Source organism: Pseudomonas sp. H9 (genome assembly GCF_004353925.1).
Taxonomy (GTDB): Bacteria; Pseudomonadota; Gammaproteobacteria; order Pseudomonadales; family Pseudomonadaceae; genus Aquipseudomonas.
The window spans coordinates 91,647-117,259 of sequence record NZ_SMOK01000012.1 but is presented as its reverse complement, the minus strand read 5'-3'; the positions used below and the strand labels follow the sequence as shown (position 1 = coordinate 117,259).

Here is a 25,613-nt window from a genome sequence, read left to right as displayed (position 1 = left end):
CTGGAGCTTAAAGGGAGATCCTTTATCAGCGTTTGCTGGAGGTCCAGAAGCAATAATTTTGTGAGCCTGCATCAGGTTCAGGTTCACAGAAAGCTGCAGCTTTCACACCAAGATGACCAGCCCGCTCATGCGGGCTTTTTTATTGTAGGAGCGGGCTTGCCCCGCGATTGCGGTGCGTCAGCAGTATCCTATCGCGGGGCAAGCCCGCTCCTACTCGTCCTTCACTTCGTTCCAACTGCTGTCAGGATCGAAACGCTTAATGGCAGCTGCTTGTTTGCTGCTCTCTGGGCCGAGGTCTTTCTCGAACAACTCACCGTCATGGCTGATCATGAAACTCATCACGCCGGTGTCTCCATATTTCGTCGGCCAGGCGATAACGGCAAAGCCGCGGGTCATGTGACCGCCGATTTTGTAGTCATAGGCGCCGCCGGGTGCCGAGGGGCCTTGGGCGGTCAGGATGCGGTAGTGATAGCCGTGCCAGTCGTCACCCACTGCGGCATCGCCAAACAGCGGCCCGAGTGGGCTTTCCTCGATGCCCTCCTTCTCAGGCCAGTACAGACCGTCGAACTGCCCGTCGCTACTGATGAATTTTTGCGCGTATTCGAGGACGCCATCGCCATTGCGATCAACCTCGGCATAATCCATCTGCGCGTCGTGATAAGCACGCACGGCTTGGATGGTCGCCAGTTCGTTGCGTCCGATACGACGCAGGCGGATTTCCTCGGCACCAGCTTTAGTGTCGAATACCCAACCGCCAGCAACGTGTTTGATGGGCATCGGGAATACCCAGGGGGTGTTACCGACGACCAGGTGTGCACGCTTCGGGTTGTCGGACTGAACTTGATGCTTTTCCTTATAGAGAGAGAGGAAGGCGCTGACGTCTGTACGGTCAACACTTTTGGCCGGGATGTAACTCCTCCAGTCCTTACCGAGTAAGTTCGCCAGTTGCTGCTCATCGGCTTGCTCGTTACTGAGCGCCTGCACCAGAGCTTCACTGGCGGCCTCCGGGCTTGGAAAATGTTTTTGAGCGTAGCTACTGGATGTCCAGAGCAGAAGCAGAACCAGCGTAAATCGACATACAAAATTCATGACTGATTCTCCTCTCAACGGCGAAAGCCGCCACCGCCGTGGGATTGCACACGCACGGGTCGTTGCACCTGGTGGCCTGTTCGCGCCGCAGAGGGCCGGTTGATGCTCTGGTGACTGACCTGGCCACGGTTGCTCGCGATGCGGGACTGCGAAGGATTGCGTACACCGGCCAACGCATTGTTGCGCGGTGCCTGAACGTTGGCATGTTGCTGGCGGACTTGTTGGCGTGCCTGCTGGTTGCGCACCGACGTCTGATGCTGACGACTTTGCTGGGATACCTGGGCGCGCTGGCGCACCTGACTGTCATTTCTCAATTGGCGCTCGGCAACCTGGGCACGCTCCCGTGCACCACCGGACTGCTCAATGCCATGCTTTTGCAGGGTCTGCTGGGCGCGCTCACGGTCGGCACTTTGCACACGTTGGCGCGCTTCGAGGTTACTGCTTGCCGGTGATTCGATGCCCCGCTGCGTCAGGCTTTCACGGGCGCGCGCGCGTTCTGCGACACGGTCCGGGGTGTCGCCGCGGTAAGCGGTGCGCTGTTCGCTACCGGGCAAACGCCGATCGAACTGGGCGCGGCTGGCCTGGTCGCGGTATGGGACGCCGTCGCGATACACCGGGTTGTGGCGCCAGGTGTTCTGGTTGGCATTGATCCTGCGATTGTCGTTGATATTGTTGTAGCGATTTACATTGATATCGACGTCATGATCATCCCAGTCGCAATCCCCCCACAGCGAATTGACGATCGCCACGCCAGCCCCGAAAGCCAGGCCGGTGGCCAACGCTGTGCCGATGGCGTAGCCCGGTGACGGAGGGTAGTACGCCGGTGGTGAGGACGGATAGGGCCAACTGCCGTACACCGCCTGCGGGTTATAGCTTGGGACGTAAACAACCTGCGGGTTGGTCGGCTGGATCACGATGGTTTGTGCTGGCGCAGGCGCTTGAACCACCGTAGTGGTACTGGCTGCGGGGGCGCTTGCTGGCTGCACGATGACGGTCTGCTTATCATTGGATTCCAGGTTACCGGCAGCCTTGGCCTTGGCGCGCAGGCGCTGCACCGAATTCATCACTGCGTCGGGTTGGGCGAGAAACGCATCACCTACGCGCTGCACCCAGGCTGGATCTTGGCCAAGCGTATCGAGCACCTGTGGAAACGCCACCAACGATTGCACGCTGGGGTCCCAAGGCTGGTCGGCGACCTGCTTGACGGCGGCATCACCACTGACCTTAGGGTGCGCCTTTGACCAGGCCACCGCGTCGGCAACATTGCCTGGGTAGGTGGTGGCCATCAGCACCTGCGCCAGCAATGCGTCCGGATACAACGCCAATGGTGCCAGCATCTGATCAAGTTGTTCGGCGCTGAACACCGCCTCACTTGGCGCAGTTGGAGCAGGAGCTGGAGACGCCGCAGGAGCGGGTGCAGCCGGTGCGGCTGGGGCTTCGATTGTGGCTGGTGTGGGCGGCGTGGCCGCTTTCTTGGATTGCGCATCCTCATCGGAACAACCCGAGAGCGCGAGCAGAGCGACGGTGAGCAGGATCGCCCGGTGAAAGCAGGCAAACATGACGATGCTCCTCTGGGAGAAAAATCAGTATTGAACGTCGGCACCCTGATACCCAATGGGCTGCCGACTCAGCAAGCTACGCACGGAAAGTCCTCCGCAGCGAGTGAGCAGTTTCAGCGTAGAAGAAAAAATGCGTTGCCGGCTGACTCCGATCAGTTCGGAGCCTATGTTTCACGTGGAACCTATTGACGGATCTTCCGAGTCGTCTGCGAGGCTCAAAGCCCAAGTTCGCGTAAGCGGCGATAGAGCGTGCGCTCACTCATACCAAGATGCTGTGCCAATGCACTGCGTGAACCATCAAAGTTCTGTAGGGCCTGAGCCAATTGGCCAAGGTTATCTTTGTTGCGCCATCGCCTGGGAACAGCTGAGTCCCCTTCCCCGCTTCTGAGTTCTGTAGGCAGATGCTCGGCGCGAATGACGCCGTCGTCGGCGAACAGTCGTGCTCGCTCAAGAATGTTGCGCAGCTCGCGGATGTTACCGGGAAAACTATGCAGCCCGAGCAGTGTTAGCACTTCGCTATCGACCTTGGGGGCTGACTTACCCGCCATGCGTTGCAACAGGCTGTCGATCAGCAGCGGCAGATCATCGACTCGCTCGCGCAGAGACGGCAGGCGAATAGGGAAGCCGCTGATGCGGTAATAGAGGTCTTCGCGGAAGGTGCCTGCCGCAACCATTTCCTTGAGGGGTTTGTGGGTAGCTGAGACCAACCGGAAATCTGAGTGGACAGTACGCAAGCTGCCGACGGGGCGAAAGCTGCCTGACTCAATCAGGCGCAGCAGTTTGACTTGCATGGCCAGCGGTACTTCGCCGATTTCATCGAGAAACAACGTACCGCCATGGGCCGCTTCTGCGAGCCCGATCTTGCGTTGCAGTGCCCCGGTGAAGGCGCCCTTCTCGTAACCGAACAGCTCACTCTCAAACAGCGACTCTGTCAGCCCTGTGCAGTCGACGACCACAAGCGGGCCGTTGGCGCGCGGGCTACCCAGGTGTAAGGCGCGGGCGAAGAGTTCTTTGCCGGTGCCTGACTCTCCTTGCAGCAGCACCGGAATCTGGGCTGGTGCTGCCCGCTGCAGACTGGACAACGAATCTTTGAACGCTACAGAACGGCCCACCAGGCCTTGCTGTTGTGGTTGAGCTGACGCCACCGCGATGCTGGTCAGGCGTTCGACAAAAGCCACCACATCACCCTGCTGATTCAGGATCGGACGCAACTCAACGTCAACATGCTCAGGACCGCGTGGGGTGTGATGAACATGTAGTACACGTTCAGGTGTGCGGCTGTCCCAGGCCTTGCGCATCGGGCACAGCTCGCCGGCCTGATCGCACGGCACAGCATAGTGATGGGAAATCCGATGACATTTACCACCGAGCGGTGGCTGCCCTTCCACCCCGAACTGGCGTTGGTAGGCCGCGTTGGCCGCGAGAATGTTGTAGTCGGTGTCGAGCACGATGGTGGGTTGAGCGTCGTGTTCGAGGTAAGACACCAGCGCCTGGATGGCGGGTTCGGGAATATTTGGCGAAGAATAAGACATAAGGCACCAGGGGAAGCACTTGAGCAGCTTAACTGAAGGCGAGAGGACTGCCAAAAACTGCCAGGGGCTGCCATCGTCTGACAGACAACGCGGCAGTTTTAGGCAGGGGCCGTGTTTTGCGGTCAGTAAACACGGCGCTTAAGGGCGGGAATGCGGTCTATGGTCGATGGCACGCATCTTGATAAAAGCCTGACCAATGCGCGCAAGGCTCAACGCCAGGGCGCACGGAACAATCTGGAGAGCGGTAATGATCATCGGCGGCAATTTGTATGTGGAAGCGCTGTTCGACAGTGTGACTTCGACCATCAGTTATCTGGTGATGGACCGTGCTAGCGGGCACTGTGCGTTGATCGACAGCGTGCTCGACTACGACCCCAAGTCAGGGCGTACCAATAGCGCGTCAGCAGACAAGTTGGTGGCCAGGGTCAAAGAGCTGGGCGGCACGGTGCAGTGGATTCTGGAAACCCATGTGCATGCCGATCACTTGTCTGCTGCTGCCTATCTCAAGCAAGCGCTCGGTGGCCAGATCGCAATTGGCAGCCAGATCACTCAGGTACAGAAAGTCTTCGGCACACTGTTCAATGCCGACAGTACTTTTGCCCGCGATGGTAGTCAGTTCGATGTGCTGTTCGACGACGAGCAGCCGTTCACCATCGGCGCCTTACAGGCGCGAGCGTTGCATACGCCAGGGCACACCCCGGCGTGCATGACCTATGTGGTCGAGGTTGCAGGGCAAAGCATCGCCTTTGTCGGCGACACCTTGTTCATGCCCGACTACGGTACAGCGCGCTGCGATTTCCCAGGCGCCAGCGCCCGTACTCTGTATCGCTCGATCCAGCGCATTCTCGCCTTCCCTGCTGATACGCGGCTGTTCATGTGCCATGACTACCTGCCTGGTGGTCGTGAGCTGCGCTACATGACCACCGTGGCGGAACAGCGCGCCAACAACATTCATGTGCGAGAAGGCATCAGTGAAGACAGCTTCGTTGCCATGCGCGAAGCCCGCGATGCCACCCTCGACATGCCGGTGCTTATTCTGCCGTCGGTGCAGATCAACATGCGCAGTGGCCAGCTACCCGAACCTGAAGACAACGGCGTGCGTTACTTGAAGATTCCGCTCAACGCACTCTGAGCACGACCCAGAATTATTATTAAAGGAACACCTTGCCATGCCTGCTCACACCACATCGCCTAAAGGCGATCATCACAAGGTTTTGATTGTCGGCGCGGGGGCTGCCGGAATTGCTGTGGCTTCAAGCCTGATATGCCGCGACCCGTCGTTGGACATCGCGCTGATCGATCCGGCCGATACCCATTACTATCAACCCGGTTGGACCATGGTGGGCGCTGGCGTTTTCAATGCGCCGAGCACCGCTAAAAGTATGGCTTCGACCATTCCTTCTGGTGTTCGCTGGATCAAGGCGAAAGTCGATAGCTTTAATCCTCACGCACAAGCGCTGACGCTGGATGATGGACGTGTACTCAGCTACGAGCAGTTGGTGGTATGCCCGGGCCTGAAGCTGGACTGGGATGCGATCGAAGGCTTGAGTGAAACCCTCGGACGCAATGGCGTCACCTCCAACTATCGCTACGACCTGGCACCTTACACCTGGCAATTGGTGCAGAACCTGCGCGAGGGCCGCGCAGTATTTTGCCAACCACCGATGCCGATCAAGTGTGCCGGCGCGCCGCAAAAAGCTCTTTACCTGTCGTGCGATCATTGGTTGCGCCAGGGGCGTCTGGGCAAGATTCAGGCGCACTTCTTCAATGCCGGTACTGTGCTCTTCGGCGTGGCGGACTACGTCCCGGCGCTGATGGAATACATCGATAAATACGCGGTAGATTTGAATTACGCCCACCGTCTGGTCGCCGTGGATGGCCCGGCCAGGAAGGCCACCTTTATTCGCACCTTACCTGATGGCAGCAGCGAAACGCGGATTCAAGCCTTCGACATGTTGCATGTGGTGCCACCCCAAGTGCCTGCCGACTTCATCCGCAACAGCCCCTTGGCTGACGCGGCAGGCTGGATTGATGTCGATCCGGCAACACTTCGTCATCGTCAGTTCTCCAACATCCACGCCTTGGGCGATGGTATCAATACCAGCAATGCCAAGACTGCCGCTGCGGCACGCAAGCAGGCACCGGTAGTGGCCAACAATCTGCTGGTGGCGCTCGGGCGCTTGCCGAAGCTGGCGCACTACGACGGTTATGGCTCCTGTCCCTTGACGGTCGAGCGCGGCAAGATTGTGCTGGCCGAGTTCACCTATGGCGGCAAGCTGGCACCGAGCTTCCCACGCTGGTTGCTCGATGGCCGGCGCCCGACGCGCTTGGCGTGGTTGCTCAAAGCACAGGTACTGCCGCCGCTCTACTGGCGTTGCATGCTCAAAGGGCGCGAGTGGTTGGCCAAACCGCAGCCTGCACCGGTTGAGGCGCGGCAGTGATCGAGCAACCTTTTTTCGCTGCAGGCTTGGGAGCAATCATTGGGGCGGTTCTGGCGCTGACCGGTGCGGGTGGCGGCATTCTCGCCGTTCCCCTGTTGGTCTTCGGTTTGGGGCTGTCGATGGTCGAAGCAGCACCGGTCGGCCTGCTGGCTGTCGGTATGGCCGCCGCGGTTGGCGCGGTGCTGGGTTTGCGTCAGGGTGTGGTGCGCTATCGGGCTGCTGCATTCGTGGCGCTGATTGGTATCGCTACTGCGCCGCTCGGCTTGATGCTGGCGCATCAACTGCCCAATGCGCCGCTGGCTTTGGGTTTCTCGGTGGTGCTGGTGTACGCCTGCGCGCGGATGATGCTCAAGGCGCGTCGGGAATTGCGCGGTGAGCCGCCGTTGGGCCAGCGCTTGGTCATGCCTTGTGTACTCAATCCCTTGCAGGGACGCCTGCGTTGGACCTTGCCGTGCGCACGGGCGCTAGCTTTCACCGGTGCCTTGTCCGGGGTGCTCTCCGGGCTGCTGGGGGTGGGCGGTGGCTTTGTGATCATCCCGGCACTCAGCCGTTATACCAACCTGGACATGAAGAGCATCGTGGCCACTTCGCTGGCGGTGATTGCGTTGGTCTCCACCGGCAGTGTGGTCAGCGCCAGCGTAGGTGGTGTCATGCACTGGAGTGTCGGGGCACCGTTTGCAGGCGGCGCAGTCGTCGGGTTGTTGGTCGCCCGCCAGTTTGCCGGGCGATTGGCCGGGCCACGTCTGCAGCAACTGTTCGCGATCGTCGGCATCTGTGCGGCAGTGCTGCTGACCATTAAAACCCTGAGCAGCTGAGCCCTACTCCGCCAGCAAGGCGCCCTGCTCTTGCGCGCACAAGGCCAGGAGAAAGTCCCAGACTACCCGCAAGCGAACGGACTTGTGCAGTTCGCGGCGGGTGCAGATCCAGTAGCTGCGCTGGATGGTTTCGCTGGGCAGTACCCTGACCAGCGCCGGGTCATGCCGGGCCATGTAGTTGGGCAGTACCGCAATCCCCAGCCCCGCGCGGGCAGCCTGCTGCTGAGCAATCACACTGGTGCTGCGAAACACCACGTTGGGGGCTCGGCAAAAGCTGTTGAGAAACAGCAGTTCCTGGCTGAACAGCAAGTCGTCGACGTAGCCAATCCAGCTGTGTCGGGCCAGGTCTTCGCGGTGCTCCAGCGGCGGCGCCTTGGCCAGGTATTCGGGGCTGGCATACAGCGCCAGGCGGTAATCGGTGAGCTTGCGGGTAATCAGCAGGTCGGCGTTAGGCCGTTCCAGGTGAATGCTGATTTCTGCTTCGCGGTTGAGGATGCTGACAAAGCGCGGTACGGCCACCAGCTCCACTTCGAGGCCAGGGTAGCGCTCGAACAGGCTGCTCATGCGCGGGGTGAAGAACATGATGCCAATGCCTTCGGTAACGCCCAGGCGTATTTTTCCCAACGGTGTGATGGCCTGGGTGATTTCTTCCTGCGCCAGCAAGGCGACGTTTTCCATGGCTTCCGCATGCTTGAGCAGCGCTTGGCCCGAGGGCGTCAGCTCATAACCTTGAGCATGCTGAACGAACAAGGCTGTGCCCAGGCTCTGTTCGATATTGTCGATGTGCCGGGCCACGGTGCTGTGGGTCGTATTCAGGCGTTTGGCCGCTGTCAGCAGGCGACCACTGCGCTGTAATTCGAGAAAAAACCGCAGATCATTCCAGTCGAACATGCTTATCCTTGTGAATCGGGTGTTCACGGACGTTGTGTTAAAACGCACAGCACTTGAGTGAAATCTAACGTTTTCATCCCGAAATTAATCAATAACATGGAGCAGGACAAGAATAATAATCAGGCGCGAGGTTGCCCATGCCATCAGCCGATCCTGTCTACGACTACGTGGTTGTCGGTGCCGGCCCTGCCGGATGCCTTCTGGCCAATCGATTGTCAGCCGACCCCAGCTGCCGAGTCTTGCTGCTTGAAGCGGGGGGCAAAGACAACTATCCCTGGATTCACATTCCGGTGGGTTACCTGTATTGCATCGGTAATCCGCGCACCGACTGGTGCTTCAAGACCGAAGCGCAATCTGGCCTTAACGGGCGCGCCCTGGGTTATCCACGGGGCAAAGTGCTCGGTGGCTGTTCCTCCATCAACGGCATGATCTACATGCGCGGCCAGGCCGGTGACTATGACCGCTGGGCCGAGCAAGGTAACGACGGTTGGGCCTGGAAAGACGTATTGCCGTTGTTCAAGGCCAGCGAACATCACTTTGCCGGTGCCAGCGAAGTGCATGGCAACGAAGGTGAGTGGCGGGTTGAACAGCAACGCTACGCCTGGCCGATCCTCGATGCCTTTCGCGAAGCCGCTGCACAGAGCGGTATCGAAAGCGTCGCCGATTTCAACGGCGGCGATAACCAGGGCTGTGGATATTTTCAAGTCAACCAGCGCTCCGGGGTTCGCTGGAACTCGGCCAAAGCCTTTCTTCGCCCAGTGCGCCACCGCCCTAACCTGACGGTGCTGACCGATGTATTGGTCGATCAGGTCGTCCTCGAAGATGGTCGGGCCTCGGCGGTAAAAGCACGCTGGCAAGGTCAATGGCAGCAATTCAGGGGCCGGCGTGAAATCATCCTGTGTGCGGGCGCGGTGGGTTCGCCCGGCATTCTGCAACGTTCCGGTATCGGCCCGCGTGGTTTGCTTGAAGGCCTTGGGATAAGTGTTCGTCATGAATTACCGGGCGTCGGTGGCAACCTGCAGGACCATCTGCAACTGCGCTTGATTTATCAGGTTAGCGGCGCACGCACCCTCAATCAGGTGGCCAACAGTGTGTGGGGCAAACTGGGGATGGGGCTGCGCTACCTGTATGACCGTAGCGGCCCGTTGGCCATGGCGCCGAGCCAGTTGGGGGCGTTTGTTCGTTCCGGGCCTGAACAGGCTTCAGCCAACCTGCAATACCATGTACAGCCGCTCTCACTTGAGCGCTTCGGTGAGCCACTGCACCGCTTTGCGGCTTTTACCGCATCGGTGTGCAACCTGCGCCCGGCGAGCCGTGGACGCATCGATATCCGCTCGACCAACCCGGCCGACGCGCCGCTGATTGATCCCAACTACCTGAGTGCCCCAGAAGACCTGCGGGTTGCCGCCCAGGCCATTCGTCTTACCCGCAAGATCGTACAGGCCCCTGCCCTGGCGGCGTTCAACCCACGTGAATACCTGCCTGGGCCAGACCTGCAAAGTGAAGAACAACTGCACGAGGCCGCAGGCCAGATCGGCACCACTATTTTCCATCCAGTCGGAACGTGCCGAATGGGCAACGGGCCGCTGGATGTAGTCGATGACCAGCTACGCGTACATGGCATACCGGGGTTACGCATCGCTGATGCGTCGATCATGCCGCAGATTGTCTCCGGCAATACCTGTTCACCCACCTTGATGATTGCCGAAAAGGCGGCGCAACTGATTACCCGTGGAATGTTATCCACCGCTCGGACCGAAGAAGAAACCGCAGTACCGACGCCCTGACCAGGGTGCGTGCAACAACGACGCCGGACGCAGTCTGCCGACGTCGACAGTGGAACAACAAAAATAATCACTGGGGCCTTGAGGCCGAGGACAGCAACGATGTCGGATTACATTCAGGAACAGGGCGCGGCTGCGGTCAGCAACAGCCGCCGAGAAGAGCGCAAGATTATTTTCGCGTCGTCCCTCGGGACCGTCTTCGAGTGGTACGACTTTTTTCTCTACGGGGCACTGGCGGCGGTTATCAGCAAACAGTTCTTTGCCGGGGTGAACGACACCACGGCTTTCATCTTTGCCTTGATGGCTTTTGCGGCAGGCTTTCTGGTGCGACCGTTCGGTGCTTTGGTGTTCGGCCGTCTGGGGGACATGATCGGCCGTAAGTACACCTTCCTGGTCACCATTGTGCTGATGGGCCTATCGACCTTTGCGGTTGGCCTGCTACCCACGTACGCCAGCATTGGTATCGCTGCACCGATCATTCTGGTGATCCTGCGGATGCTCCAGGGGCTGGCGCTGGGCGGTGAATATGGCGGCGCGGCCACCTACGTGGCCGAGCATGCGCCACCCGGCAAACGTGGATTCCATACCGGCTTTATTCAGTCCACGGCAACCTTAGGCTTGCTCTTGTCGTTGCTGGTTGTGCTGGGCAGCCGCTACATCAGCGGTGACCAATTTGAAGTCTGGGGCTGGCGCTTGCCGTTCCTGCTGTCGATTGTGCTGCTGGGGATCTCTACCTGGATTCGGATGAGCATGCACGAATCGCCAGCTTTCGTGAAAATGAAGGCCCAAGGCAAGGCCAGTAAGGCGCCGATTCGTGAGTCGTTTGGTTCCTGGGCCAACCTCAAGGTCGTGCTTACCGCGCTGTTCAGCATCAACGCCGGGCAAGCGGTTACCTTCTATACCGCACAGTTCTATGTGTTGTTCTTCCTCACGCAAATGCTCAAGATGGACCCAGCCCAAGCCAATACCCTGCTGATTATCAGCGTAGTGATCGGCGCGCCGTTCTTTGTGTTCTTTGGCTGGTTGTCGGACCGCGTGGGGCGCAAGCCGATCCTGATGCTTGGCCTGTTGCTGGCCACCCTGCTCTACTTCCCGCTGTTCAAAGCCCTGAGCCACTACGCCAACCCACAGATCGACGCCGCCAGCCGTCAGGCCCCGATTGTGGTGATGGCTGATCCACAAAGCTGCACTTTCCAGTTTGACCCAGTCGGCAAGGCGCGTTTTGACAGCCCCTGCGACAAGGTCAAAACCTTCCTGGTCAAGCAAGGTCTGCCTTACAGCTCTGAGTCGGTCGCTGCCGGCAGTGAAGTGGTGGTCACCGTCGGTGATCAGCGCATCAGCGGTTTTGATGAAGTGGCGCTGCGGGCTGCTATCGACAAGGCGGGGTACCCTGCCAAGGCTGACCCTGCCAGCGTGAACCAGACCATGGTGGTAGTGCTGATCGTGGCCATGATTCTGATTGCGACCATGACCTACGGCCCACTGGCGGCAGTGATGGTCGAACTGTTCCCGACCCGTATTCGCTACACCTCGATGTCGTTGCCATATCACATCGGCAATGGCTGGTTCGGCGGTTTCCTGCCTACCGTGTCGTTTGCGTTGGTGGTGTACACCGGCGATATCTTCTACGGCCTGTGGTACCCGGTGTTGATCACTGGGGTGAGCCTGGTGGTCGGGCTGTTCTGCCTGAAAGAAACCCGTGATGTAGATATCGACAAGGTCTAAACGCACTGTAGGAGCGGGCTTGCCCCGCGATGCGATATGTCGGCTACATCGCATCGCGGGACAAGCCCGCTCCTACAGTTGTTTTTTTATCTCGAAAAAAACTTATGCACGATTTTCAGAAAACAGTCATACAGGAAAATAAGTAGATAAATTAATAGCTTAGCTATTTTTCAGGCGAAAGATCCAAATACTGTACACAAGTTATCCACAGATCGTCAGGCAACCCCGTGAGCGGTGTTTGGCGCCTGTGCAGGTAGCGACCCCATGTCACGCTGGGCTTGCTCGTTCCAGGCCGCGGCGCGGTCGTTCAGTTCGGCAATGGCGCGTGGGCCAGTGCCTTCGGCGTACATCGGTGCACCGATGACCACCTCGATGGTACCGGCACGCTTGCCCCAGCCCTGCTTGGGCCAGAATTTGCCAGCGTTATGAGCAACGGGCAGCACCGGTAGGCCAGCGTTTACCGCCAGGGCGGTGCCACCGCGGGAAAACTTGCCGATCTGCCCAAATGGCACACGGGTGCCTTCTGGAAATATCAGAACCCAGACGCCGTCTTTAAGCAGCTTGTCGCCTTCGCTGGCGACTTGCTTGAGTGCGGCCTTGGGATTGTCGCGGTCGATAGCGATCGGCCGCAGCATGGCCATGGCCCAACCAAAGAACGGCACATACAGCAGTTCGCGTTTGAGCACTTGGCTCAACGGCGAAAAATAGGCAGACAGAAAAAACGTCTCCCAGGTGCTCTGGTGATTGGAGAGGATCACACAGGGTTGCTTGGGGACATTCTCCGCACCCGTAACCTTGACCTTGATGTTCAAAAATACCCGCGCCAGCAGCAGCGCAAAACGGCACCAGTAGACATTAATGAAGCGGTAGCGGGCGCTGAACGGCAGAAACGGCGCGATAAAAAAGCTCAGGGTGCACCACAGCAAGGAGCTGGTACCCAACAGCAGGTAAAAAAGAAAAATTCTGATCGCCTGCAGGATCGACATAGCGGCATGTACCGTTGCGGGCTTGCCCGCCTAGTAAAAGTGCGCCTGGTTCGCAGACGCCCTATTTGTGGATAAGTTCTCTGGCGATGGCTGCCAGATCATCGAAAATCAATGTTCCTTGTGGAATTCCCTTGCTCAGGGTTTTCTCGCCTTTTCCGGTTTTTACCAGAATGGGTTGAGCATCGACGGTCAATGCGGCTTCCAGGTCACCCTTACTATCACCGACAAACCACAGCCCAGCCAGGTCTACCTGGTAATGCGCGGCAATGGTTCGCAGCATGCCGGGCTTCGGCTTGCGACATTCGCAGCCTTCATCCGGGCCGTGAGGGCAATAGACGATCAAGCCAACCTCGCCACCCTGCTCGGCTACCAGCATGCGCAGGCGCGCATGCATCGACTCGAGGGTGGCCAGGTCGTAGTAACCGCGAGCAATGCCGGACTGGTTGGTGGCAACGGCCACCGTCCAGCCTGCTTTGCTCAACTGCGCGATGGCCTCAATCGACCCGGGAATGGGTATCCATTCGTCCAGCGACTTGATGTAAGCGTCGGAGTCCTGGTTGATCACCCCGTCCCGATCGAGAATCAGCAGCTTCAAGGCTTACCCCAGCAACGAAATGTCGGCCACGCCCAGGAACAGACCACGCAGGCGGCTGAGCAGGGCATAACGGTTGGCGCGGACATTGGCGTCGTCAGCGTTGACCATCACCGCTTCGAAGAACGCATCCACCGGCTCGCGCAGGGCTGCCAGACGCGCCAGCGACTCGCTGTACTGACGGGCTGCAGCCATTGGCTGCACGGCTTGATCCGCTTGCTGGATCGCCGAATACAGGGAGAACTCGTTGGCATTGTCGAAGTACTTCGGCTCGACCGTGGTCGCTACCGCGCCTTCAGCTTTGCTCAACAGGTTCGACACGCGTTTGTTCACGGCGGCCAGGGCAGCGGCTTCAGGCAACTGACGGAAGGCTTGAACAGCCTGGACACGCTGGTCGAAGTCCAGGGCAGAGCCCGGCTTCAGGGCGCGTACCGAGAGGTAGGTAGCGACGTCGATGCCTTCGTCTTCGTAGCGTGCGCGCAGGCGGTCGAAGATGAATTCCAGCACCTGGTCGGCCAGACCAGCAGCCTTGACCTTGTGACCGAACTGGGCAACGGCGAATGCCACGGCGTCGTTCAGGTCGAGGTCCAGTTGCTTCTCGATCAGGATTCGCAGCACACCCAGTGCGGCACGGCGCAGGGCATACGGGTCTTTGGAACCGGTTGGCAGCATGCCAATACCGAAGATACCGACCAAAGTATCGAGCTTGTCAGCGATGGCCACGGCCGCGCCAGTCAAGGTCGATGGCAGTTCGGCACCGGCACCACGCGGCATGTACTGCTCGTTCAGGGCCAGGGCGACGTCTTCTGGCTCACCGTCGTTGAGCGCGTAGTAGTAACCTGCGACGCCTTGCATCTCAGGGAACTCACCAACCATCTCGGTGGCCAGGTCGCACTTGGATAGCAGGCCGGCGCGTGCAGCACGCTGAGCATCGCCACCGATGTGTGGGGCGATGAAGGCAGCCAGTTTGGCGACGCGCTCGGCTTTGTCGAACACGCTGCCCAGCTGGGCTTGGAATACCACGTTCTGCAGGCGCTGGTTGAAGCTTTCCAGCGATTGCTTCTTGTCTTGCTTGAAGAAGAACTCGGCGTCGGTCAGGCGCGGACGCACGACCTTCTCGTTACCTTCGATGATTTGCTTCGGATCGCGGCTTTCGACGTTGGCCACGGTGATGAAGCGCGGCAGCAGCTTGCCGTCGACGTCCAGCAGGCAGAAGTACTTCTGGTTGTCCTGCATGGTGGTGATCAAGGCTTCTTGCGGTACGTCGAGGAAACGCTCTTCGAACGAGCAGACCAACGGCACTGGCCACTCAACCAGCGCGGTCACTTCATCGAGCAGCGCAGGCGGCACGATCGCGGTGCCTTCCTGCTGCATGGCCAGTTCAGCGGTACGCTTGCTGATAATCTCGCGGCGCTCGGCAAAATCGGCCAGCACGTAGGCTTTGCGCAGGTCTTCGACGTAGTTCGCCGGGGCGCTGATGCGCACGTCTTCCGGGTGGTGGAAGCGGTGACCACGGGAGTCACGGCCCGCTTTCTGCGCGAGGATAGTGCAATCGACGACAGTGTCGCCCAGCAGCATCACCAGCCATTGGGTCGGACGCACGAACTCTTCTTTGCGTGCACCCCAACGCATGCGTTTCGGGATCGGCAAATCGTTCAGCGAATCTTCAACGATGGTTGGCAGCAGGCTGGCAGTTGCCTTGCCCGGAATGTGCTGGGAGAAGCGCAGCTTGGCGCCGCTCTGGTCGATTTCCGACAGCTCTACACCGCACTTCTTGGCAAAGCCCAGTGCCGCTTGGGTTGGGTTGCCATCAGCATCGAAGGCGGCCTGACGGGGCGGGCCATCAACGTTGATGCTGCGGTCAGGCTGTTGGGTGTCGAGGTTACGAACCAGCACCGCCAGGCGGCGCGGTGCAGCGTACACCTGCTTGTCGGTGTAGTTCAGGCCAGCGGCCTGCAGGCCTTTCTCGATACCGGCCAGAAACGCATCAGCCAGGGCGCTCAGGGCCTTGGGTGGCAGTTCTTCGGTGCCCAGTTCAACCAGGAAATCTTGAGCACTCATTGTGCAGCCTCCAGCTTGGCCAATGCTTCATCACGCAATTCAGGGGACGCCATCGGGAAGCCCAGCTTGGCGCGGGCTTGCAGGTAGCTTTGCGCCACGGCCCGGGCCAGGGTCCGTACGCGCAGGATGTAACGCTGACGCTCGGTTACCGAAATGGCGCGGCGGGCGTCGAGCAGGTTGAAGGTGTGCGATGCCTTGAGGACCATTTCGTAGGTCGGCAGTGGCAGCTCCAGCTCGATCAGGCGATTGGCTTCGCTTTCGTAGAAGTCGAACAGTTCGAACAGCTTCTCGACATTGGCGTGCTCAAAGTTGTAGGTCGACTGCTCCACTTCGTTCTGGTGGAACACGTCGCCGTAGGTCACCTTGCCGAACGGACCGTCGGTCCAGACCAGGTCGTAGACCGAGTCAACGCCTTGCAGGTACATGGCCAGACGTTCCAGGCCATAGGTGATCTCACCGGTTACCGGCATGCACTCGATACCGCCCACTTGCTGGAAGTAGGTGAACTGGGTGACTTCCATGCCGTTGAGCCAGATTTCCCAGCCCAGACCCCAGGCGCCGAGGGTCGGCGATTCCCAGTTGTCTTCGACGAAACGGATGTCGTGCACCAGCGGGTCGAGGCCGATGGCCTTCAACGAGCCCAGGTACAGTTCCTGGAAGTTCGCCGGGTTAGGCTTGAGCACTACCTGGAACTGATAGTAGTGCTGCAGGCGGTTTGGGTTTTCGCCATAACGACCGTCAGCCGGGCGACGGCTCGGTTGCACGTAGGCGGCGTTCCAGGTTTCCGGGCCGACGGCGCGCAGGAACGTGGCGGTATGGAAAGTGCCGGCGCCTACTTCCATATCGTAGGGCTGAAGCACCACACAACCTTGCTCGGCCCAGTAATTCTGCAGGGCGAGGATCAAGTCTTGGAAGGTACGCACTGCTGGCGTAGGCTGGCTCACGAAATTCACCTGTTTCTAGGGCTGCGAATATAAAGAGCGGGAGTATAACCCGATTCGCTAAAGCCTCTACCCTTGGAGCCTTATGCCACGTTGCTTTTGGTGTACCGACGATCCGCTTTACCAGGCCTACCACGACCAGGAATGGGGTGCGCCGCAACGCGAGCCGGAGCAGTTGTTCGAGATGTTGCTGCTTGAAGGCTTCCAGGCCGGGCTATCGTGGATCACTGTTCTGAAAAAGCGCGAGCGCTACCGTGAGGTGATGTACGGTTTCGACCCGGTGAAGCTGTCGCAGATGAGTGACGAACGTATTGAAGAGCTGATGCTCGATCCCGGCATCATCCGTAACCGTCTCAAGCTTAAGGCAGCGCGCCGCAATGCCTTGGCCTGGCTGGCTGTGGATAACCCTGCCGAATGGTTGTGGTCGTTCGTCGGAGGGGAGCCGAAGATCAATCATTTCAGCCAGCGCAGTGAAGTGCCGGCGCTGACCGATGAGGCCAAAGCCATGAGCAAGGCTTTGCAAAAAGCTGGCTTCACCTTTGTTGGCCCAACCATTTGTTATGCGTTCATGCAGGCCACCGGCATGGTCATGGACCACACCACCGACTGTGATCGCTACGCCGCGCTGGTGCGTTGAAGGGTTACAATACGCGGCTTGCAGACATGCAGATAAAAGGAAACCGCCTGTGGAAAAATTCAAAGGCGCCCTGATGATCGGGGTGCTGCGACTGTTCGCCAAGCTGCCCTGGGGTGCGGTACAGCGTGTTGGCGCCGGCATTGGCTGGCTGATGTGGAAAATCCCCAACAGCTCGCGCAACGTGGTGCGTATCAACCTGGCCAAATGTTTCCCGGAAATGGACCCGGTTGAGCGTGAGCAATTGGTTGGCCAAACCCTGAAAGATATCGGCAAGTCTTTCGTCGAAAGCGCCTGTGCCTGGATTTGGCCACCGCAGCGTTCGCTGGAGCTGGTCAAGGAAGTGCACGGCCTGGAAGTGCTTGAGCAGGCGCTGGCTTCCGGCAAAGGCGTAGTGGGCATCACCAGCCACTTGGGTAACTGGGAAGTGCTCAACCACTTCTATTGCAGCCAGTGCAAACCGATCATCTTCTATCGCCCGCCCAAGCTGAAGGCTGTGGATGATTTGCTGCGTGAACAACGTGTGCAAATGGGCAACCGCGTTGCACCTTCAACTAAGGAAGGCATTCTCAGCGTCATCAAGGAAGTGCGTCGCGGCGGTCAGGTGGGGATTCCCGCCGACCCGGAACCGGCTGAATCGGCAGGTGTGTTCGTGCCATTTCTCGGTACCCAGGCGCTGACCAGCAAGTTCGTGCCGAACATGCTGGCCGGTGGCAAAGCCGTCGGCGTGTTCCTGCATGCGCTGCGCCTGCCGGATGGTTCGGGCTTCAAGGTGTTCCTGGAAGCCGCACCGCCAGAGATGTACAGCGAGGATGTCAGCGTGTCGGCAGCGGCGATGAGCAAAGTGGTGGAACGCTATGTGCGTGAGTACCCGAGCCAGTACATGTGGAGCATGAAGCGCTTCAAGAAGCGGCCGCCAGGTGAGGCGCGCTGGTATTGATCGTTAGATCGCGGGGCAAGCCCGCTCCCACAGATGTCCACGATCCCTGTGGGAGCGGGCTTGCCCCGCGATGCGCTTAACCGGCTTTATCCAGCTTCTTGAGAAACACCGTCATCTCTTTCTCGGCCTGCTTGTCGCCATGCGCCTTGGCGGCTTCCAGCCCCTGTTCCCACGCGAGGCGCGCCGCAGCTCTATCGCCCTGCAGCTGATGCGCCTTGCCCAGCAACTTCCAGGCTGCCGAATACTTCGGATCGAACTCAACGCAGCGCTGCAAGTGCACCGCAGCTTCGGCACCGTTGCCTTCATCCAGCCAGGCCTTGCCCAGGCCAAAGCGCAGCAGAGCGTTATCCACACCCTTGGCCAGCATCTTTTCCAGTGATTCGCGCATTTCGCCTCCCTCTTAGAAGAAGGTCAACCCTACATGGAAGAGCTTCTCGACGTCACGGATGTACTTTTTATCCACAACGAAGAGGATCACATGGTCACCCGCTTCGATCACGGTGTCGTCGTGGGCAATCAGCACTTCTTCATCGCGGATGATTGCGCCAATGGTGGTGCCTGGCGGCAGGGCAATGTCTTCGATGGCTTTGCCGATGACCTTGCTCGACTTCGAGTCACCATGGGCAATGGCCTCGATGGCCTCGGCCGCACCACGGCGTAGTGAGTGCACACTGACGATGTCGCCGCGGCGTACGTGGGCGAGCAGTGTGCCAATGGTGGCCAGCTGTGGGCTGATGGCGATGTCGATATCACCCCCCTGCACCAGATCGACGTACGCAGGGTTGTTGATGATGGTCATCACCTTGCGAGCGCCGAGGCGCTTGGCCAGCAACGAGGACATGATGTTGGCCTCGTCGTCGTTGGTCAGGGCCAGGAAAATATCGGCTTCGGCGATGTTCTCTTCGAGCATCAGGTCGCGGTCGGAGGCGCTGCCTTGCAGCACTACGGTACTGTCGAGGGTATCGGAGAGGTAACGGCAACGGGCCGGGTTCATCTCGATGATCTTGACCTGGTAACGGCTTTCGATCGCTTCGGCCAGGCGTTCACCAATTTGCCCGCCACCAGCGATGACCACGCGTTTGTTGGTCTCGTCGATACGCCGCAGCTCGCCCATCACTGCGCGAATGTGCGCTTTGGCGGCGATGAAGAAGACTTCGTCATCGGCCTCGATCACGGTGTCGCCCTGCGGCAGGATCGGGCGGTCACGGCGGAAAATGGCGGCGACACGGGTGTCGACGTTGGGCATGTGCTCGCGGATCTGGCGCAGTTGCTGACCGACCAGCGGGCCGCCGTAATAAGCTTTGACCGCCACCAGTTGCGCCTTGCCTTCGGCGAAGTCGATCACCTGCAAGGCACCGGGGTGTTCGATCAGGCGCTTGATGTAGTGGGTGACCACCTGTTCGGGGCTGATCAGCACATCGACCGGAATTGCGTCGTTGTCGAACAGGCCGGCGCGGGTCAGGTAGGCCGACTCGCGCACGCGGGCGATCTTGGTGGGCGTATGGAACAGGGTGTAGGCAACCTGGCAGGCGACCATGTTGGTTTCGTCGCTGTTGGTTACCGCAACGAGCATGTCGGCATCGTCGGCACCCGCCTGGCGCAGAACAGTAGGGAACGAGGCGCGGCCCTGGACGGTACGGATATCCAGGCGGTCGCCGAGATCGCGCAGACGCTCGCCATCGGTATCAACCACAGTAATGTCGTTGGCTTCGCTGGCCAGGTGTTCTGCCAGCGTACCGCCGACCTGCCCTGCGCCCAGGATGATGATCTTCATCCGCTCTTCCCTTCTCTTGTTATCCGCGTGTGGCGGCGATTTTGATCAGCTTGGCATAGTAGAAGCCGTCGTGTCCGCCTTCCTGGGCCAGCAGTTGGCGGCCATGGGGCTGGCGCACACCGGCCTGGGTTGCCAGGTCCAACTCACGGGCACCCGGGGTGCGGGCGAGGAAGGCTTCGATAACTTCGGTGTTTTCCGTGGGCAGGGTCGAGCAGGTGGCATACAGCAAGATGCCGCCTACTTCGAGAGTTGGCCACAAAGCATCCAGCAGCTCGCCCTGCAGGGTTGCCAGGGCCACGATGTCTTCCGCCTGACGGGTCATTTTGATGTCGGGGTGACGGCGAATCACGCCAGTGGCCGAGCATGGCGCGTCAAGCAGGATGCGCTGGAAACCCTTGCCATCCCACCAACTGGCGGTGTCGCGGGCATCGCAGGCAATCAACTGGGCGTCCAGGCCAAGGCGGTCGAGGTTTTCCCGTACCCGCGTCAGGCGCTTGGCCTCCAGGTCGATGGCCACTACCGCGTCGAGTTTTGCTTCGGCTTCGAGCAGGTGGCAAGTTTTGCCGCCGGGGGCACAGCAGGCATCGAGCACCCGCTGGCCGGGCGCGAGGTCGAGCAGATCGGCAGCCAGTTGCGCCGCTTCATCCTGGACGCTGATCCAGCCCTGATCAAAACCGGGCAGGCTACGCACATCGCAGGCCTCGGCCAGGAGGATGCCGTCGGCACTGTACTGGCAGGCGCTGGCTTCAAGCCCCGCTTCGCGCAACAGGCCCAGATAAGCCTCACGGCTGTGATGACGGCGGTTGACCCGCAGAATCATCGGCGGATGGGCATTGTTGGCAGCGCAGATGGCTTCCCACTGTTGCGGCCAGAATGCCTTGAGCGACTTTTGCAGCCAGCGCGGATGAGCAGTGCGCACCACCGGATCGCGTTCCAGTTCGGCGAGGATCTCACTGCTCTCGCGTTGCGCGCGGCGCAGCACCGCATTGAGCAATGCCTTGGCCCACGGCTTTTTCAGCTTGTCGGCGCAGCCCACGGTTTCACCGATGGCGGCGTGGGCGGGGACGCGGGTGTAGAGCAGTTGATACAAGCCCACCAGCAACAGCGCCTCGACATCGGCGTCTGCTTTTTTGAACGGTTTTTGCAGTAACCGCTCGGCCAGGGCCGAGAGCCGCGGCTGCCAGCGCGCGGTGCCAAAGGCCAGATCTTGGGTCAGGCCACGGTCGCGCAGCTCGACCTTGTCCAGTTGCGCGGGCAGTGAGCTGTTCAGAGAAGCCTTGCCGCTGAGTACTGCCGCCAGGGCGCGGGCGGCCGCCAAACGTGGATTCATTGACCAAGCACCGTACCGACGGCGAACTTCTCGCGGCGGCTGTTGAACAGGTCGCTGAAGTTAAGCGCCTTGCCACCGGGCAATTGCAGGCGGGTCAGGCACAGGGCCTGCTCACCGCAGGCGACGATCAGACCGTCTTTGCTGGCGCCGATGATTTCACCCGGTGCGCCGCTGCCTGTGGATAAGCTGGCCGCAAGCACCTTCAGCGCTTCGCCGTTGAGGCTGCTGTGGCAAATCGGCCACGGGTTGAAAGCGCGAATCAGGCGCTCCAGTTCTACCGCTGGGCGAGACCAGTCCAGGCGTGCTTCGTCTTTGTTCAGCTTGTGCGCATAAGTGGCCAGGCTGTCGTCCTGCACTTCACCTTGCAGTGTGCCAGCCGCCAGGCCCGCCACCGCTTCAATGACCGCCGCAGGGCCCATTTCGGCGAGACGGTCGTGCAGGCTGCCACCGGTGTCGTTAGCGCTGATCGGGGTGGTGACTTTGAGCAACATGGGGCCGGTATCCAGCCCGGCTTCCATACGCATGACGGTAACGCCGCTCTCACTGTCGCCCGCTTCGACCGCGCGCTGTATCGGCGCGGCACCGCGCCAGCGTGGCAGCAATGAGGCGTGGCTGTTGATGCAACCCAGGCGCGGAATATCCAGCACCGCTTGCGGCAGGATCAGGCCGTAGGCCACCACCACCATCAAGTCGGGTTTCAGGGCTGCCAGTTCAGCTTGAGCCTCGGCATTGCGCAGCGTTGGCGGTTGCAGGACCGTAATGCCGTTATCCACAGCCAGTTGTTTGACCGCGCTGGGCATCAGCTTCTGCCCGCGACCGGCCGGACGGTCGGGTTGGGTGTAGACGGCCACCACTTCATAAGGGCTGTCGATCAGGGCCTTGAGGTGTTCGGCGGCAAACTCTGGGGTGCCTGCAAAGACAATGCGCATGGAGTTCTCGCTTAACTCGCTAAAAAAGAAAAAGGCTTGCCGGAGCAAGCCTTTGGAAAGAAGAGATCAAGCTTGCTGGCGATGCTGCTTTTCCAGCTTTTTCTTGATCCGGTCACGTTTGAGCGTCGAGAGATAATCGACGAACAACTTGCCGTTGAGGTGATCGCATTCGTGCTGGATGCACACCGCCAACAGGCCTTCGGCGATTTCTTCGAAGGGCTTGCCGTCACGGTCCAGCGCTTTGATCTTCACCCGCACCGGGCGGTCGACGTTCTCATAGAAACCGGGAACCGACAGGCAGCCTTCCTGATACTGATCCATTTCTTCGGTCAGCATCTCGAGTTCGGGGTTGATGAACACCCGTGGCTCGCTGCGGTCTTCGCTCAGGTCCATGACCACGATGCGCTTGTGTACGTTGATCTGGGTCGCCGCCAGGCCGATGCCGGGGGCTTCGTACATGGTTTCAAACATGTCATCGATCAGTTGACGAACGCCGTCATCAACTTCGGTCACCGGTTTGGCGATGGTGCGAAGGCGCGGGTCCGGGAATTCGAGGATGTTCAGAATGGCCATAAGCGTATGAGCTGCACTGTGCGATGAGTTACAAACATGAGTACACATAATAAAGGGATTCGGCGCATTCGGCACCTGGCAAAGGTCAGCTAAGGTTTCAGGCAGCCGCTGATCTCGCTGCCAAGGGAATTTTTTCAACCGGTTGTCAAAGCATTATCAACAGAGTTATCCACAGCTTGTGCAGTGTGTGGGCAACCTCTTCGGTCAAGGATGATCGCCATGTCACAGTCTGCTTACCAAGGTGGTTCGCCCGCCGAACTTGAGGCGCGATTGCGCCTGCACCGATTGCCCGGGCTCGGGCCGCGGCGCTTTCACTTATTGCTGGAAGCCTTTGGCAGTGCATCAGCCGCGCTGAGTGCGACGGCTACTGCCTGGCGTGCATTGGGGCTGCCCAGTGAGAGCGCCCACGCTCGTCGCAGTGTTGAAGTTCGCGAAGGCGCAGCCGCTGCATTGGCCTGGCTAGAGCGCCGCGATCAGCATTTGCTGATGTGGGACGACCCCGCTTACCCCGCGCTACTGGCGGAAACAGACGGTGCGCCACCCTTGTTATTCGTAGCCGGTGATCCTGTCCTTCTGGAAAAACCGCAGCTGGCGATTGTTGGCAGTCGCCGCGCATCGCGCCCGGCATTGGACACCGCAGCGGCGTTTGCCCGCAGCCTGGCTCAGGGTGGATTTGTGGTGACCAGCGGCCTGGCGTTGGGGGTGGACGGAGCCGCTCATCAGGCGGCGCTAGACGTCGGTGGGCGGACCATCGGGGTATTGGGCACTGGTTTGCAGAAACTTTATCCACAACGGCACCGGATGTTGGCGGCGGCGATGGTCGAACAAGGGAGCGCCGTAGTTTCTGAGTTTCCCTTGGACGCTGGCGCCGTGGCGGGTAATTTCCCCCGCCGCAATCGCATCATCAGTGGTCTCTCGTTAGGCGTCCTGGTGGTCGAAGCGAGCCTGGCCAGCGGCTCGTTGATCACTGCGCGTCTGGCCGCTGAACAAGGGCGCGAGGTGTATGCCATTCCGGGCTCGATTCATCACCCCGGCTCCAAGGGCTGCCATCAGCTTATTCGCGATGGCGCATTGCTGGTGGAGAACGTCGATCAGATCATCGACACCCTGCAGGGCTGGCAACGCTTGCCTCCCGCGCCTTGCAGCCAACCAGCCCAGCCGCGTCATGTGCTTGAAGCGCTGTTGCTGGCGGCGCCACAAACCAGCGAAGCGCTGGCCAGTAACAGTGGTTGGCCGTTACCTCAGGTGTTAGCGGCGTTGACCGAGCTTGAAGTGGATGGGCGGGTGAGTAATGAAGCTGGGCGTTGGTTTGCCCGGCCGGCCTAAGTACACTGCTCGTCAGCCTTTATGCGGAGTGATAGCAATGGTGAGCAGTTGGCGTGTGCAACAAGCCGCGCGTGAAATTCGGGCCGGTGCGGTGATTGCCTATCCAACCGAGGCTGTGTGGGGCCTGGGCTGTGATCCCTGGAACGAAGAGGCGGTGGATCGTCTGTTGGCGATCAAGTCGCGTTCGGTCGACAAGGGGCTGATCCTGATTGCCGACAACATCCGTCAGTTCGACTTCTTGTTCGAAGATTTCCCCGAAATCTGGCTTGATCGTATGAGCAGCACCTGGCCTGGCCCGAACACTTGGCTGGTACCACACCAGAACATGCTGCCGGAGTGGATTACCGGGGTTCATGACACTGTCGCGCTGCGGGTCAGTGACCATCCGGTGGTACGGGAGCTGTGCTCACTGGTCGGGCCGCTGGTGTCGACATCGGCCAACCCGCAAGGGCGCCCGGCGGCCAAGACACGCTTGCGCGTGGAGCAGTATTTCCGCGGGCAGATAGACCTGGTGCTGGGTGGCGCATTGGGTGGGCGGCGCAACCCGAGTGTGATCCGTGACCTGGCCACCGGGGATGTGGTTCGGCCGGGGTAAAAATTCTTCGCGGGGCAAGCCCGCTCCCACACCGACTTGTGGGAGCGGGCTTGCCCCGCGATCAATTCACCTCAATTTCAAGGCAACAAAACGGTAGATCCCACCGTTCTGCGCGCCGACAGCTCAGTCTGCGCCTTGGCCGCTTCACTCAGCGGGTAGCGCTGCTGGATATCCACCGTCAGCTTGCCGCTGGCGATCATCGCAAACAGATCGTCGGCCATGGCCTGGGTGTTCTCGGCAGTATTGGCATAGCTGGCCAAGGTTGGGCGGGTGACATACAGCGACCCCTTCTGCGCCAGAATCCCCAGGTTTACCCCGCTGACCGCCCCTGAAGCATTGCCGAAGCTGACCATCAGCCCGCGCGGTGCCAGGCAGTCCAGTGACGTCAGCCAGGTGTCTTGCCCCACGCCGTCATACACCACCGGGCATTTCTTGCCATCGGTCAGTTCCAGTACGCGCTGCGCAACATCTTCACGGCTGTAATCGATGGTGGCCCAGGCGCCCAGGGCTTTGGCGCGCTCGGCTTTTTCCGCAGAGCTGACTGTGCCAATCAACCTGGCGCCCAAGGCCTTGGCCCATTGGCAGGCCAGTGAGCCCACACCGCCAGCGGCGGCGTGGAACAGAATGGTGTCGCCCGCTTGTACCGCGTAGGTCTGCTTGAACAGGTATTGCACGGTCAGGCCTTTGAGCATCACTGCCGCAGCCTGTTCGAAGCTGATGCTGTCAGGCAGTTTCACCAGATTGGCTTCAGGCAGTACGTGTACCTCGCTGTAAGCCCCCAGTGGACCCCCGGCATAGGCCACCCGGTCGCCTACTTTGAGGCGCGTGACCTGTTCGCCAACGGCCTCAACCACCCCGGCGCCTTCCGTGCCCAATCCCGATGGCAATGCAGGAGGCGCGTACAGCCCGCTGCGGAAATAGGTATCGATAAAGTTCAGGCCGATGGCCTTGTTGCGAACGCGGACTTGCTGCGGACCCGGGGCGGCAGGTTCGAAATCGACCAGTTGCAGGACTTCAGGGCCCCCATGCTGGCTGAACTGGATACGCTTGGCCATCTGCACTCTCCGTCGCTGTTGGAAAACCCCTATCGGACGCC

General features: G+C 60.0%; 23 protein-coding genes. 9 read left to right on the top strand and 14 right to left on the bottom strand.

Annotation, left to right across the window (positions count from 1 at the left end):
* Positions 1–210 precede the first annotated feature (210 nt).
* The 3 genes from E1573_RS11110 to E1573_RS11100 form a co-directional block, all read right to left on the bottom strand.
* The gene (locus tag E1573_RS11110; RefSeq protein WP_133213569.1) at positions 211–1,089 is read right to left on the bottom strand and encodes a DUF2950 domain-containing protein; all 879 of its coding nucleotides are present in this window, start codon (positions 1,087–1,089) and stop codon (positions 211–213) included.
* Positions 1,090–1,103: 14 nt separating this feature from the next.
* Positions 1,104–2,648, bottom strand: coding sequence for a DUF3300 domain-containing protein (locus E1573_RS11105; RefSeq protein ID WP_133213567.1), 1,545 nt, complete (start codon positions 2,646–2,648; stop codon positions 1,104–1,106).
* Positions 2,649–2,863: 215 nt separating this feature from the next.
* The gene (locus E1573_RS11100) at positions 2,864–4,159 is read right to left on the bottom strand and encodes a sigma-54-dependent Fis family transcriptional regulator (RefSeq protein WP_133214097.1); all 1,296 of its coding nucleotides are present in this window, start codon (positions 4,157–4,159) and stop codon (positions 2,864–2,866) included.
* Positions 4,160–4,427: 268 nt separating this feature from the next.
* On the opposite strand from E1573_RS11100, the gene E1573_RS11095 reads away from it, so the two are divergent.
* Genes E1573_RS11095 through E1573_RS11085 form a run of 3 tightly spaced genes read left to right on the top strand, consistent with a single transcriptional unit; the run spans position 4,428 to position 7,436 of the window.
* Complete coding sequence (locus E1573_RS11095) at positions 4,428–5,312, top strand: MBL fold metallo-hydrolase (RefSeq protein WP_133213565.1); 885 nt, start codon at positions 4,428–4,430, stop codon at positions 5,310–5,312.
* A gap of 37 nt (positions 5,313–5,349) precedes the next feature.
* Complete coding sequence (locus tag E1573_RS11090; protein WP_133213563.1) at positions 5,350–6,621, top strand: FAD/NAD(P)-binding oxidoreductase; 1,272 nt, start codon at positions 5,350–5,352, stop codon at positions 6,619–6,621.
* Complete coding sequence (locus E1573_RS11085) at positions 6,618–7,436, top strand: sulfite exporter TauE/SafE family protein (RefSeq protein ID WP_133213561.1); 819 nt, start codon at positions 6,618–6,620, stop codon at positions 7,434–7,436. The genes E1573_RS11090 and E1573_RS11085 overlap by 4 nt, the downstream gene beginning before the upstream one ends.
* 3 nt (positions 7,437–7,439) lie before the next feature.
* Here E1573_RS11085 and E1573_RS11080 read toward each other — a convergent pair whose 3' ends face one another.
* A complete protein-coding gene (locus E1573_RS11080) occupies positions 7,440–8,327 on the bottom strand; it encodes a LysR family transcriptional regulator (RefSeq protein ID WP_133213559.1) in 888 nt (295 codons plus the stop codon).
* 137 nt (positions 8,328–8,464) lie between these two features.
* On the opposite strand from E1573_RS11080, the gene E1573_RS11075 reads away from it, so the two are divergent.
* Positions 8,465–10,114, top strand: coding sequence for a GMC family oxidoreductase (locus E1573_RS11075; protein ID WP_133213557.1), 1,650 nt, complete (start codon positions 8,465–8,467; stop codon positions 10,112–10,114).
* Between the two features lie 99 nt (positions 10,115–10,213).
* A complete protein-coding gene (locus E1573_RS11070) occupies positions 10,214–11,836 on the top strand; it encodes an MFS transporter (protein ID WP_133213555.1) in 1,623 nt (540 codons plus the stop codon).
* Between the two features lie 215 nt (positions 11,837–12,051).
* On the opposite strand, the gene E1573_RS11065 is transcribed toward E1573_RS11070, so the two are convergent.
* The 4 genes from E1573_RS11065 to glyQ all read right to left on the bottom strand — a co-directional run bounded on the left by E1573_RS11065 (position 12,052) and on the right by glyQ (position 16,419).
* Complete coding sequence (locus E1573_RS11065) at positions 12,052–12,822, bottom strand: 1-acyl-sn-glycerol-3-phosphate acyltransferase (RefSeq protein ID WP_133213554.1); 771 nt, start codon at positions 12,820–12,822, stop codon at positions 12,052–12,054.
* A 61-nt stretch (positions 12,823–12,883) separates the two neighbouring features.
* A complete protein-coding gene (gene gmhB, locus E1573_RS11060; protein ID WP_133213552.1) occupies positions 12,884–13,417 on the bottom strand; it encodes a D-glycero-beta-D-manno-heptose 1,7-bisphosphate 7-phosphatase in 534 nt (177 codons plus the stop codon).
* A gap of 3 nt (positions 13,418–13,420) precedes the next feature.
* Positions 13,421–15,475: a glycine--tRNA ligase subunit beta gene (glyS, locus tag E1573_RS11055; protein WP_133213550.1), complete on the bottom strand. Its 2,055-nt coding sequence runs from the start codon at positions 15,473–15,475 to the stop codon at positions 13,421–13,423.
* Positions 15,472–16,419 (bottom strand): glycine--tRNA ligase subunit alpha, encoded by a 948-nt coding sequence (gene glyQ, locus E1573_RS11050; RefSeq protein ID WP_116551285.1) that lies wholly within the window; start codon positions 16,417–16,419, stop codon positions 15,472–15,474. The genes glyS and glyQ overlap by 4 nt, the downstream gene beginning before the upstream one ends.
* A gap of 82 nt (positions 16,420–16,501) precedes the next feature.
* Between glyQ and E1573_RS11045 the strand changes: the two genes are divergently transcribed.
* On the top strand, positions 16,502–17,053 hold the full coding sequence (locus E1573_RS11045) for a DNA-3-methyladenine glycosylase I (protein ID WP_133213548.1): 552 nt from the start codon (positions 16,502–16,504) through the stop codon (positions 17,051–17,053).
* 49 nt (positions 17,054–17,102) lie between these two features.
* On the top strand, positions 17,103–17,990 hold the full coding sequence (locus tag E1573_RS11040; protein ID WP_133213546.1) for a lysophospholipid acyltransferase: 888 nt from the start codon (positions 17,103–17,105) through the stop codon (positions 17,988–17,990).
* A gap of 76 nt (positions 17,991–18,066) precedes the next feature.
* Here E1573_RS11040 and E1573_RS11035 read toward each other — a convergent pair whose 3' ends face one another.
* The 5 genes from E1573_RS11035 to def form a co-directional block, all read right to left on the bottom strand.
* Entirely contained in the window at positions 18,067–18,378 is a 312-nt protein-coding gene (locus E1573_RS11035) for a hypothetical protein (protein ID WP_133213543.1), read from the bottom strand.
* Between the two features lie 12 nt (positions 18,379–18,390).
* On the bottom strand, positions 18,391–19,764 hold the full coding sequence (trkA, locus tag E1573_RS11030) for a Trk system potassium transporter TrkA (protein ID WP_133213541.1): 1,374 nt from the start codon (positions 19,762–19,764) through the stop codon (positions 18,391–18,393).
* Positions 19,765–19,783: 19 nt separating this feature from the next.
* Positions 19,784–21,094: a 16S rRNA (cytosine(967)-C(5))-methyltransferase RsmB gene (gene rsmB, locus E1573_RS11025; protein ID WP_133213539.1), complete on the bottom strand. Its 1,311-nt coding sequence runs from the start codon at positions 21,092–21,094 to the stop codon at positions 19,784–19,786.
* Positions 21,091–22,023, bottom strand: a complete 933-nt coding sequence (gene fmt, locus E1573_RS11020; protein WP_133213538.1) for a methionyl-tRNA formyltransferase — start codon at positions 22,021–22,023, stop codon at positions 21,091–21,093. Before fmt ends, rsmB begins: the two co-directional genes overlap by 4 nt.
* Before the next feature lie 66 nt (positions 22,024–22,089).
* The gene (def, locus tag E1573_RS11015; protein WP_133213536.1) at positions 22,090–22,596 is read right to left on the bottom strand and encodes a peptide deformylase; all 507 of its coding nucleotides are present in this window, start codon (positions 22,594–22,596) and stop codon (positions 22,090–22,092) included.
* Between the two features lie 219 nt (positions 22,597–22,815).
* Between def and dprA the strand changes: the two genes are divergently transcribed.
* Positions 22,816–23,922 (top strand): DNA-processing protein DprA, encoded by a 1,107-nt coding sequence (gene dprA / locus E1573_RS11010; RefSeq protein ID WP_133213534.1) that lies wholly within the window; start codon positions 22,816–22,818, stop codon positions 23,920–23,922.
* A 37-nt stretch (positions 23,923–23,959) separates the two neighbouring features.
* Complete coding sequence (locus E1573_RS11005; RefSeq protein ID WP_133213532.1) at positions 23,960–24,517, top strand: L-threonylcarbamoyladenylate synthase; 558 nt, start codon at positions 23,960–23,962, stop codon at positions 24,515–24,517.
* 77 nt (positions 24,518–24,594) lie between these two features.
* Here E1573_RS11005 and E1573_RS11000 read toward each other — a convergent pair whose 3' ends face one another.
* Positions 24,595–25,572, bottom strand: a complete 978-nt coding sequence (locus tag E1573_RS11000; protein WP_133213530.1) for an NADPH:quinone reductase — start codon at positions 25,570–25,572, stop codon at positions 24,595–24,597.
* Positions 25,573–25,613 lie beyond the last annotated feature (41 nt).